Raw genomic sequence first — 11,416 nt, forward strand, 5'->3', positions numbered from 1 at the left:
GTTTTTGCTGTTTTTTAGTGTTTTTCGTGTTGTGATTCTGTTGGGTATTTGTACGGACTATGTACGGCGTATCTACGGGGTATGTACGGCGAAGTGATGAGACGTGACCCGTCCTAAAATAACTATACACAAACCACGTGTATGAAAACATCAAAACAACCAACTAATACCTAAATACTCACAGCGGTTCATTATATTAGCTATCTAATTATTAAACATGCCAGAACACCCACTAGTTTCCATTATTATCCCTACCTATAATAGGGCGCATTTAATAGGTGAAACCTTAGACAGTGTGTTAGCACAAACCTATGCCAACTGGGAGTGTCTTGTGGTGGATGACGGTAGTGCTGATAATACCGAAGATATTTTAAAAACCTACATAAGGAAAGACTCACGCATACAATACCATAAACGACCGGACAGCCATTTACCAGGAGGTAATGGGGCACGAAATTATGGGTTTGAGTTAAGTAAAGGCGAGTATATACAATGGTTTGATAGTGATGATTTGATGTTGCCGGGGTTTATTGAAAGAAAGATGGATGTATTTACAAAAGACTTAGAGCTTGTAATATGTTCTGGGTTTTATGTGAGTAGTAGTTTAGTTAAACAAAACAGTATTGATTTAAACCTTCAAACATTTTTGTATAAAGATTATGTTTTGTGGGATGTCCATATATTAACACCATCAGTTTTATTTAGAAAAAACTTTTTAGAGGATAAAATGTTATTTAGTGATAAAATAACCAGAGGACAAGAGACAGAGTTTTTTTCCCGTTTGTTTTTTAAATTACCAGCGAAGCGTTTTAAAATTTTACATGCCCCTTTATTTTTATATAGACAACATAAAAACACAAAAACAGCTGTAAATAAAGAATATATTTCAGAATTTAAGTATTCTCAAAGCTATATTTATTTAGAAAACCTTAAACGGTCTATAAAGATAGAAGACAAAGAACTAATTACACATTGCGTGCAAACACTTTTGATACATTTTAATAAAGGTTTAAAATATAAAGATGAAGCCACAACAGAATATATTTTCACCAATTTAGTTCCAATTTTGAAAAACAGTCAGTTTAAGTTTTATTTAGAATTCAAAATCATAGGTGGGTTGATGTTATTATTTAAAGCAAGTAGTTACCAAGTTTACAAACGATGGAAGGATATAAAAATATGATAGATGCTCCTTTGATATCCGTCATCATCCCTACCTATAATCGTGCCCACATTATTGGAGAGACGTTGGATTCTATTTTAGCCCAAACTTACACCCATTGGGAGTGCATCGTGGTGGACGATGGGAGTACGGATGGTACAGAAGACCTTATGGCAGAATATATGGAAAGAGATATTAGGTTTCGGTATTACCACAGACCGGCTGAAAGGCCTAAAGGACCTTGCAGTTGTCGCAATTATGGGTTTGAACAAAGCAAGGGTGATTATGTTAATTTTTTTGATAGTGATGATATTTATAAACTCAAAGCATTGGAGACTTGGTTGGGGCATTTTAAAAATGATATAGACACTGTTGTTTCTAAAGTTGAATTGATAAGATTTAATGATTATAAGCTATTAAAGACTTATGATATAGCTTCAGATAAGCTCTTGGAAGATTTTTTTACTGGCCGTATTAATTTTTTTGTTTGTGGGGCGTTATGGAAACGGGATTTTTTGATAAATAAAAAAATGCTTTTTGATGAAACTCTTAGAAATGGAGATGATTGGGACTTTAATTTAAGAATGCTATATAACAATCCACGTATAATATTCCTAGACTCTGCCATAGTGCAAAATAGGGTTCATGAGAACTCTTTATCAAAAGAAAGATCGAAGCTTAATAAGGATGAGCTTAAATCTTATTTCACTACCTTAACATTTCATTTGCAGGAGATAAAAAAAGAACCATCAATAGATAAAGCATTGGTCGAGGATTATGTAATATCAAGATACTATGCCTATTTGAAATTGGCTTTAAGAAAGGGAGATGGAGTCAAGTTTTATATTTTTTTGGAATTAGTGAAAAGGGAGTTTTTATTAAAATATTATCTTCTAATACCTAGAACTATTATGGGATTTTTGATTTATGTTTTGTCTAATAGAGGGTATAACCTGCTGAATCTTAAAAATAAATAAATTGGAATCCTTAATATCTATCATTATACCAACATATAATAGAGCACATTTAATAGGTGAAACAGTTGAATCGATACAAAATCAAACGTATGAGCAATGGGAGTGTATTATTGTGGATGATGGTTCTACTGATGATACTGAGGAAGTAGTTTTAAAGTATATAGAAAAGGATATGCGCATCACTTACTACAAAAAACCAAGCAATTTGCCTAAAGGGCCCTCGGCTGCCAGGAATTACGGGTTTACTAAAAGTAAAGGGATGTATATTAATTGGTTTGATAGTGATGATTTGATGCATCCTGAAAAGCTGGAAACAGATTTAAAACATTTAGCTTCTGGGGATTTTGATTTTACCATTAGTCAGTCTTCATTTTTTAGAAAAAACGGAACGCCAAAGAAAATGTATTGGAACACCTCTCTTTGGAGTGAAGACCCCATTAATGATTTTATAACCAAAAAAATAGGATGGAGCATTAACGTACCTTTATGGAAAAAAATAAGTTTGGAAAGGTGTCAGTTGAAGTTTGATGAAAAGCTAATGACAGGAGATGATTTTAAATATCATATACAGGCCATGCAATTTGGATTAAAGCCAATAGTAACTAATCAAGTTGCAGTTAGGCAAAGAGAGCATGACTCTAGACTGAATAACTATCCTTTAAAAGCACCTTATAAATTAAAAGTTAATGAATACTTGATTATTAATAAAAATGATTTGAAATTAACCACAGAGACGGTATTTAGTCTAAAGGTGCAATTTCATAAGCAGTTTACTAGTTTGTTAAAGCATAAAGAGTTGTGCAAGGCTTATACTTGCATAAAAAAAAGGAGCTTATATGATTTAAGTTTCTCTCAAAAGAAAAGACTGTACGTGGGGGTGTTGATGGGGGGGGTATATAAAGTATTTGGGATAGGATATTCCTTTCTTAAATAAGGGTTTAGATAAAGATGATTCTTTTAATATAAAAGATGAAATTAAGATGTGGTTGATTTGGAGCTTCTGAAAAATTTAAGAAGTTTAATTAGTTGAAAATTATGAGGAAACAGCTTAAAATAGCCATTTACACAGGCACCATCCCGTCATCAACCTTTATCGAGCATCTGATAGAAGGGGTTGCCAAGCACCATAAGGTCTTGTTGTTTGGCACCATTAAAAAGGCGGTACAGTATAACAACCCCAACATGACCATCATCGAAACCCCAACCAAGCAATTTAAAAATGTGTGGTTAACGGGTATTAGAAGTTTTAGGTTGCTTTTCAAGTCACCAAAACTATTAAATATGGCCATTCGTCAAGCCTTAACCTATACAACACGCTACGAGCAGTGGATGCGGTTTTCGCGTTTTGTTCCGGTGTTATTACATCAACCCCATGTATTTCATCTACAATGGGCCAAAAAACTCTCGCGTTGGCTCTTTTTACAAGAAGCCTATGGGGGCAAAGTGGTGGTGAGTTTACGAGGCACACACATTCATATTTCGCCAAAAGCCGATGCCGCTTTAGCCCAAAGTTACCACGATTACTTTCCAAAAGTCGATGCCTTTCATGCCGTATCGCAAGATATGAAAACCGAGGCTTTGTCTTATGGAGCAACAGCAGACAACGTTAAAACCATTTACACGATATTACCAGATGCTGTATTTAACCATTTTACACCTGCTAAAGCAGTTAATGAAACTCTAAATATAGTTTCTGTAGGGCGTTACCATTGGGTAAAAGGCTACGATTATGCGCTTAAAGCCATTAAGTTGTTAAAAGCACAAGGGATTCAAGTAACGTATACCATTATTGCCTCAAAGCCAGTACCAGAAGATATGCTGTTTATGGTTAATGATTTGTCCCTAGAAGATGTTGTGGTCTTTAAAGATCATGTGCCTCAAGACGCATTGTTTGCCTATTTAAAAACATTTGATCTGTTTTTGTTACCCAGTTTAAGTGAAGGCATAGCGAACGTCGTTTTGGAAGCTATGGCTATAGGTCTTCCAGTAGTTTCTACCAATTGTGGTGGTATGCCCGAAGTGGTGCTACCTAACAAAACAGGTTGGTTGGTACCTATTCGCGATCCCGAAGCTATGGCACAAGCCATTACCGATATGCATAAAACCCCTAACGAGCAATTACAAACCATAACCCAACAAGCACACGATTTTGTAAAAACGCAGTTTAATGCTAAAGATAGTATACAACAGTTTTTAGCGTTGTATGAAGCGGTTGTTAGGGAGCATAAATAGATAACTTTCACATCTTTGTTGTGCTCCTGTCTGCCTATAGTTAGATATTTCAGCACTTTCCTGTTCACAACTTTTTGTCATGCTGAACTTGTTTCAGCATCTCTTTTATTTAAAACCAATTAATTTTTGTACTTTTTAAGTAAACACAAAAAAGCTTGAAGAGGACGTATCACAATTACTGGGTTTACATTATAACTAATAAACCAAGAGGCGTCCTATACATAGGAGTAACAGGAGGGATTGATGATAGAATGGAGCGTCATATAAAGGGTGAAGGAGCCGCGTTTGCAAAAAAGTATAATCTTACTAGATTGGTGTACTATGAAGAATTTCAATATGTGGAAGATGCTATAAAACGAGAAAAGCAATTGAAAAATTGGCATCGAGGTTGGAAAATTAATTTAATCGAATGAAATAATCCTAATTGGAAGAATTTGTGGAAACCTTTAGACCCTGAAACCAGTTCAGGGTGACAGGTTTTAATTATATTTTGGCTAACTTTTGTTTCCGCACTTTCTTGTTAATAATTGTCTGTCATGCTGAACTTGGTTCAGCATCTCTTAAAAGTTGTGAGACCCTGAACCAAGTTTAAGGTGATTTTATTTTTTGTAATCTTCACCACCCACTACTCACATCTCACATCTCACTACTAACTACTATTTGCAATCTCCACACTTATAGCTATATTAGAGCTCTCGAGGAAACCATGACCATAAAAACACCCATCATACCAACCCAGCAAACGTTTGCGAAGCGTAACGCCCCACATAAGCTAAACTTACAAGCCATTTGTGTGTTTGCCGCAACAGGCTTTTTTTTAGACCAGGACACCTACTGGACCGATGAGGTGGTCTTACCGCCGGCAACAACAAACAAGCTAGATAACCAAGGGGTTTTATTGGAGTCTAAACCGTGGTTTTCTTGGTACAACACACCAAGGGAACGCCCGTTTCAGGAGGTGGTCGACGAATTTTCGGAACTGTTTAAGACCATTGTGGCTGAACAAATAGGGGAGCAACCCGTTATTTTACCATTGTCTGGCGGACTAGACAGTCGTACCCAGGCGATTGTGCTTAAAGAACTACAAGCCAACGTACAGGCCTATAGCTACCAGTTTGAACAAGGCTATAACGAAACCAAAATAGCCGAGCAAGTGGCCAAACAGAGTGGGTTTGCGTTCGATGCATACACCATTCCCAAAGGCTATTTGTGGGATAAGATAGATGACTTGGTAAAAATGAATCAAGGGTACTCCGATTTTTGTAGCCCGCGTCAATTGGCCGTGCTCAACCAATTAAAAGCCTATCAAGGCGTCTTTTCGTTAGGCCATTGGGGCGATGTGCTGTTTGATGATATGGGAGTGGCCGAAGAAATCTCGCTCGAACAACAAGTAGAAGTAGTGATAAAAAAAATAACCAAACGTGGCGGTTTGAAATTGGCACAAACCTTATGGCAGGCTTGGGGACTGGAAGGCAACTTTTACGATTATTTTCATGCCCGTATTAAAACCCTGTTAGCACAAATAAACATCCCCCACAGTGCCAATGCCCGCATACGCGCCTTTAAAAGTTTGTATTGGGCGCCGCGATGGACCAGCGTTAACCTAGCTGTTTTTAAGGATGCCCATCCCATAACCTTACCCTATTACGACCATAGGATGTGTAAGTTTATTTGTGAAATACCCGAGCGCTACTTGTCAGCACGCCAAATACAAATTGCCTACATCAAACAAAAAGCCCCTAAATTGGCAAAATTAACGTGGGATTTGTACCATCCGTGTAACCTGTATAATTACCAAACCTATTACACCTATAAAGGCCTGCCAGGGCGAGCGAAACACGCCTTACAGTACCGTGTAAAACGCTTTTTAGGGCAGACCACCATACAGCGCAACTGGGAATTACAGTTTTTAGGGAAAGATAACGACCACCATTTGCAACAGGCTTTGTTTTCTAAAGCATTTAAAACCTTTGTACCTTCCAAAGTAACCCAAGAAATGTATCATGGGTTTACATCTAAAGACCAAGTGCATTATGCCCATGGGGTAAACATGTTGCTGACTTTGTCGAAGTGGAATGACTTGCAAAATAGTAGTAAAGTATGACAGTATCAATTATACTACCTAACTATAACCATGCACCTTATTTAGAGGAGCGTTTAGACAGCATACTTAATCAAACTTACACCAATTTTGAACTCATTATTTTAGACGATAATTCTTCAGATAATAGCTTGGATATTTTACAAGCTTTCAAAAGCCATAAAAAAGTGAGTCATTTTATTGTCAATAGAAAAAATTCAGGATCACCTTTTGAACAATGGAAAAAGGGATTAGATTTGGCTAAAGGCGATTATGTTTGGATAGCAGAAAGTGACGATAAAAGCGATTATGATTTTTTAGAATCACAATTAAGAACAATTAATAGAGAACAGGCTGATATTGTTGTGGCGGCAACACAAAAGTTTAATTCAAAAGATGTTTTAGGGGAGGTAAAGCACCCTATTTTTAGAAATAAATTTAAGCTGAGTTATACTATGGATGATATTTTATATTGCCCATTACTTAATGTTAGTGCTATGCTTTGTAAAACTCATTTAGTTAAGAAAGCAATTTTTTTTAAAGACTTTAAATTAATTGGAGATCGTGTGTTTTACCATGAAGCTTTTTACAATTGTAAGTTTGTTTTTAATACCACTACAAATTCCTACTTTAGAAAAGAAGGAGAAAGCGTTTCTACATTAAAGTTTAAGGGAATAGATTATTTGAAAACGTATTTTAAGGAACATTTACGGTTTATTATTTATGTATATAATGACCGACAAATTTCAAAACAACTGTTTAATAGTTACCTTACAAGGTTTTTTAATCGTGTGAGGCATAGAACAAAAAGAAAAGAAAAGTTTGGTTTTAAATTTTTCAGTATATACTTACTATACATAAAAAATCTAAAAAGATAGTATGACTGCAGCCATTGTTATGACCGTAAAAAATGAAGCGAGATTATTACGCAGTAATATTTTATATCATTTAGGGATAGGGGTTAAAAAAGTGTTTGTTTACTTTGACGGTACTACAGACAATGGGCGAAGCACTATTATAGATTTGGATCATGTGGTTTGTACTAACAGTGTATCGGTTACTTCTATGCAACAATATGATTTTTTAGCCCCTTTTTTAACAAAAGCTAAGTTGCACCATACCGCAAGGCAATGCCTAAATACTTATCATGCATTATTACAATGTAAGCAAGAAGGGATTGATTGGTTGGTGTCTTTAGATGCTGATGAACTTTTACTAACACCAGAGTTAGGAAATCAAACACTTCAAAGTTTTTTAAAAAGCGCCTCAAGTTTAGATTTAGATGTGGTTAAATTACAGCCTATGGAAGTTGTGAATAGACAAATGCATTATAATAATGTTATAATAGAAGAAACACTCTTTAAACGACAGAAAAACTTCACGTCTAAATGGGATCAAATTTATAGACGCTTTTACAATCCTTATACTACATCTTATGAAAAGAAATCGTATTGGCTGGGTCATACTATGGGAAAAGCTATGATTCGGGTTGCTGCAGGAATTATGCCCAAAACAGTTCATAGATACCAAAAGATTGATGGCGCAAAATTGCAAATAAAAACTATGGGACATGTTTTACATTATCATGTATATGATGCTGAGGATTTTATTAAAAAGTACAAAAACTTTAAGCATCGCCCTGATACTTTTTTAAGCGGTCATAAAATAGAAGATCTTAAGCAGCTATGGATAACTTTAGTGAATGATTCGAAATATAGTCAGGAAGATTTAGAGTATTATTATAAAACCAATGTTCTTTTTGATACCAAAGCTGAAAAACGCCTATATCGAACACGTGTGTTTAATGTTCTAAAACGCAAGGAGTCTGCCGTAGTACAAATCACGCACCCCAAGACTATTTTGGAAGAGCAACTTAAACACGATAGGCTATGAGCATACAGCCTAAACATATACTGTATACAATCCCTAATTTTGACACTGCAGGGAGCCAATATGTATTAACCTATTTAATAAAACATTCCCCAAAAAATTATACAGTTTATATAGGTGTAGATAAGGCCATTGCACTTGTTCCAGATGTCGTTCCAAAATCACAACGCTTACTCATAAAAAAAAGTGGCGATTTATGGCGGGATGCCTTAAAGTTTTCAAAACAACTAAAAGCAAATAATATAGATATAATTCATTCTTGGGATTATAGGTCGGAATTAGTTGAAGTAATAGGGGCAAGATTAGCTAGAGTGCCTTACATTTTTACTAAAAAAAACAATGCTTGGAATAAACGCTGGCATATAAAAAGTTTGTTAGCTACACATATTGCTTACGATAATCCCGATATGAAAATGCGATTCTTTAATTACTGGTATTTGGGTAAGAAAATAAGTTTTATTCCACATGGAGTAGATATCAACCAATTTCAACCTGAGATAAACAGAGAATTAAAAACATCAAGTTTTAATATAGGCTGTGTTGGGCAAATTAATAAAAATAAAAACCAAGAGTTTTTGGTGTCTTTATTGCCTGAGTTACCACAATTTGTAAGGTTGTATCTGTATGGTAAATATGATTCTGCGTATTTAGAATATTTAAAAAAAATAGCTGAAGAATTAGGGGTGATAAACCGAGTTACTTTTGGTGATTATATATCAAATAATGAGCTTCCAAAAGTATTGACGCAATTGCAGGTGTTTATATTACCGTCTAGGCAGGAAGGGTTGCCAGTTGCTGTTTTGGAAGCCTTGGCATGTGGTGTGCCTGTACTGTGTTCAGATTCAGGAGGAGGCGCTAGGTATATATTTAGGCTAGGTAAAGGAGGTGATGTATTTCAATTAAATGATAAGGATAAAGTGTTAAAGTGGTTAAAACAATGTTATACAAACAGTACATTTTATAATAAAAAACAAACAGAAGCTCGCGAAGTGGCCGAAATGTTTAATGCCGATTATGAGGTAGAGGCTTATCACAAGTTATATGATAAATTATTATGAAAACATATAAAAAGCACTTAGTTATTGTAGGGTCTGCAAGGAGTGGAACTAGTTGGTTGGCAGAGCTTATTGCGCGGCAATATCGCTATCGTTTGTTGTTCGAACCAGAACATCCTATTAATACAAAGCAAGGCGCGTTAATTTGTGACCAGTTTTTTACTGAAACTTATAATACCCCAGCCGCCAAGGCTTATTTAAAAAAGGTTTTTGCAAATAGAGTAGATAGCGACTGGATAGGTCAATTAAGCCATAGAAAATATAAAAGACATTTGTGGCCATTTATTCCAAAGCAGTATATTATTAAATTTGTGCGCTGTAATTTATCCGCAAAGTATGTTAACGAACACTTTAAAATTCCTTTAATACATATTTTACGAAATCCTTATGACGTAATTGCTTCGCAACAGCGTGTGGCTTTTCCTTGGCTTTTTAATTTGGAGTATTTTAAAGAACAAGAGCATTTAGTTGATTTGGTTCTTGAGCTGTTTGGCTTTGATTTAAAAACCATAACTCAATATAGCAACATAGAAACTCTAGCAATTAGGTGGTGTCTGGAAAATGTTATTCCCTTAGAAGTGCAAGATGCTTATAAATTTAAGTCTAGAATTGTAAGACACGAAATATTAACAAGTCGGGTTGGGGAATTTCTAGATTTATGCGACTTTTTTCATTTAAACCCAATTCAAGGCATCGAAAGAGAGTTTCATCGTCCATCAAGTAAAACACACCCTAAAAGTCAGGTTAGAAAGCAAGGATATAAGCCCAATAGACTCACAAATTCAGATATAAAAAAAGTAAATGCTATTTTAGATACTTTTGAAACGCAATTATACCCTAGACAATAACCTTATGAAAATCGGCCTCGTTTTATCGCAAGCACCCGCATATTCCGAAACCTTTTTTAAGGCAAAAATTAAAGGCTTACAAAAAAGTGGATTTCAAGTGGTCTTGTTTTGTCAGAATAACAAAACAGGGTTTAAGGGGTGCGAGCTCAAGCTGTTTTCAAAAGTGGCTAAAAACCCCATACTTCAAACCGCCTATATGCTGCGCGTATGTTTGGGGTTACTCCCGTATTGGCGACGTGTAAAAGCATGGTATCACCTAGAGCAACCAAAACAATTAAAAACATTTTTAAAGCAGGTCTATATAAACGCCCCAATTTTAAAGTCAAACTTAAACTGGTTACATTTTGGCTTTGCTACCATGGCATTACAACGAGAAACACTAGCCAAAGCCATAGGAGCAAAAATGGCGGTAAGTTTAAGAGGGTATGATATAGAAGTGTATCCGTTAAAGCATTCAAATTGCTATCGTTTATTATGGCAACATGTCAATAAGGTACATGCTATTTCTAGGTATTTGCTTGAAAAGGGGTATGGCCTAGGATTGCCTAAAGCAACATCACATGCCATTATTACGCCAGCCATTAATACGAATTTGTTTAATAACCAAAACGTCAACCAGAGGAGTGCCCCGTTACAAATAACGACCGTTGCTCGGCTACACTGGATAAAGGGGTTGTTAGAAACCTTGGAAGCACTAGCGCTGGCCAAAGCACAAGGGCTTGATTTTAGGTATCAGATAATAGGGGAGGGTACCATGCGGGAAGAATTGTTGTTTGCCATGCATCAATTAGGACTTCAAAAACAAGTTACTTTAATGGGAAAGATGTTGCCTCATCAGGTATTAGAAGCTTTAAAGCGAACGGGGGTTTACATACAGTATAGCCATTCTGAAGGGTTCTGTAACGCGGTATTAGAAGCCCAAGCCATGGGGTGTTTGTGCTTGGTGTCTGATGGTGGTGCGCTTCCAGAAAATGTCATTAATGGCAAAACCGGTTGGGTGGTGCCCAAACAACAGCCCAAACACTTGGCTAAAAAGCTCTTAGACATTGTTGCATTGCCCCAAACCACCAAACAGCAGCTAAGCCAACAGGCCAGAAACCGCGTAAAGACACAGTTTACGTTAGCACAGCAGCAAGAACATTTCAAGCAATTTTATCAAACCATCTAAAGTG

11 protein-coding genes are annotated in these 11,416 nt (G+C 36.0%); all 11 read left to right on the forward strand.

Features of this window, described 5'->3' with window-relative positions; genetic code table 11:
* The first annotated feature begins 217 nt into the window (after positions 1 to 217).
* The 11 genes from IA57_RS12385 (at position 218) to IA57_RS09475 (ending at position 11,412) form a co-directional block, all read left to right on the forward strand.
* Positions 218 to 1,183, forward strand: a complete 966-nt coding sequence (locus IA57_RS12385) for a glycosyltransferase family 2 protein (protein ID WP_051881029.1) — start codon at positions 218 to 220, stop codon at positions 1,181 to 1,183.
* Entirely contained in the window at positions 1,162 to 2,139 is a 978-nt protein-coding gene (locus IA57_RS12390; protein WP_051881030.1) for a glycosyltransferase family 2 protein, read from the forward strand. Before IA57_RS12385 ends, IA57_RS12390 begins: the two co-directional genes overlap by 22 nt.
* Before the next feature lies 1 nt (position 2,140).
* Positions 2,141 to 3,073, forward strand: a complete 933-nt coding sequence (locus tag IA57_RS12505) for a glycosyltransferase family 2 protein (protein WP_160171689.1) — start codon at positions 2,141 to 2,143, stop codon at positions 3,071 to 3,073.
* Positions 3,074 to 3,174: 101 nt separating this feature from the next.
* Entirely contained in the window at positions 3,175 to 4,371 is a 1,197-nt protein-coding gene (locus tag IA57_RS12395; protein WP_051881031.1) for a glycosyltransferase family 4 protein, read from the forward strand.
* Positions 4,372 to 4,526: 155 nt separating this feature from the next.
* Positions 4,527 to 4,784 (forward strand): GIY-YIG nuclease family protein, encoded by a 258-nt coding sequence (locus tag IA57_RS09445; protein ID WP_036123310.1) that lies wholly within the window; start codon positions 4,527 to 4,529, stop codon positions 4,782 to 4,784.
* A gap of 293 nt (positions 4,785 to 5,077) precedes the next feature.
* On the forward strand, positions 5,078 to 6,475 hold the full coding sequence (locus IA57_RS09450; RefSeq protein ID WP_036122478.1) for an asparagine synthase-related protein: 1,398 nt from the start codon (positions 5,078 to 5,080) through the stop codon (positions 6,473 to 6,475).
* A complete protein-coding gene (locus tag IA57_RS12400) occupies positions 6,472 to 7,329 on the forward strand; it encodes a glycosyltransferase family 2 protein (protein ID WP_051881032.1) in 858 nt (285 codons plus the stop codon). The genes IA57_RS09450 and IA57_RS12400 overlap by 4 nt, the downstream gene beginning before the upstream one ends.
* 1 nt (position 7,330) lies before the next feature.
* Entirely contained in the window at positions 7,331 to 8,344 is a 1,014-nt protein-coding gene (locus IA57_RS09460; RefSeq protein ID WP_036122481.1) for a glycosyltransferase family 2 protein, read from the forward strand.
* A complete protein-coding gene (locus IA57_RS09465) occupies positions 8,341 to 9,399 on the forward strand; it encodes a glycosyltransferase family 4 protein (protein WP_036122483.1) in 1,059 nt (352 codons plus the stop codon). The genes IA57_RS09460 and IA57_RS09465 overlap by 4 nt, the downstream gene beginning before the upstream one ends.
* Positions 9,396 to 10,244: a sulfotransferase family protein gene (locus tag IA57_RS09470; protein WP_036122486.1), complete on the forward strand. Its 849-nt coding sequence runs from the start codon at positions 9,396 to 9,398 to the stop codon at positions 10,242 to 10,244. The genes IA57_RS09465 and IA57_RS09470 overlap by 4 nt, the downstream gene beginning before the upstream one ends.
* Positions 10,245 to 10,248: 4 nt before the next feature.
* On the forward strand, positions 10,249 to 11,412 hold the full coding sequence (locus IA57_RS09475; RefSeq protein ID WP_036122489.1) for a glycosyltransferase family 4 protein: 1,164 nt from the start codon (positions 10,249 to 10,251) through the stop codon (positions 11,410 to 11,412).
* Positions 11,413 to 11,416: the final 4 nt, after the last annotated feature.

It is taken from the genome of Mangrovimonas yunxiaonensis (genome assembly GCF_000733475.1).
GTDB classification, from domain to species: Bacteria; Bacteroidota; Bacteroidia; order Flavobacteriales; family Flavobacteriaceae; genus Mangrovimonas; species Mangrovimonas yunxiaonensis.

Coding starts and splice junctions, on each gene's coding strand:
- IA57_RS12385 (WP_051881029.1), top strand. CDS start 218: ATGCCAGAACACCCACTAGTTTCCATTATTATCCCTACCTATAATAGG.
- IA57_RS12390 (WP_051881030.1), top strand. CDS start 1,162: ATGGAAGGATATAAAAATATGATAGATGCTCCTTTGATATCCGTCATC.
- IA57_RS12395 (WP_051881031.1), top strand. CDS start 3,175: ATGAGGAAACAGCTTAAAATAGCCATTTACACAGGCACCATCCCGTCA.
- IA57_RS09450 (WP_036122478.1), top strand. CDS start 5,078: ATGACCATAAAAACACCCATCATACCAACCCAGCAAACGTTTGCGAAG.
- IA57_RS12400 (WP_051881032.1), top strand. CDS start 6,472: ATGACAGTATCAATTATACTACCTAACTATAACCATGCACCTTATTTA.
- IA57_RS09460 (WP_036122481.1), top strand. CDS start 7,331: ATGACTGCAGCCATTGTTATGACCGTAAAAAATGAAGCGAGATTATTA.
- IA57_RS09465 (WP_036122483.1), top strand. CDS start 8,341: ATGAGCATACAGCCTAAACATATACTGTATACAATCCCTAATTTTGAC.
- IA57_RS09470 (WP_036122486.1), top strand. CDS start 9,396: ATGAAAACATATAAAAAGCACTTAGTTATTGTAGGGTCTGCAAGGAGT.
- IA57_RS09475 (WP_036122489.1), top strand. CDS start 10,249: ATGAAAATCGGCCTCGTTTTATCGCAAGCACCCGCATATTCCGAAACC.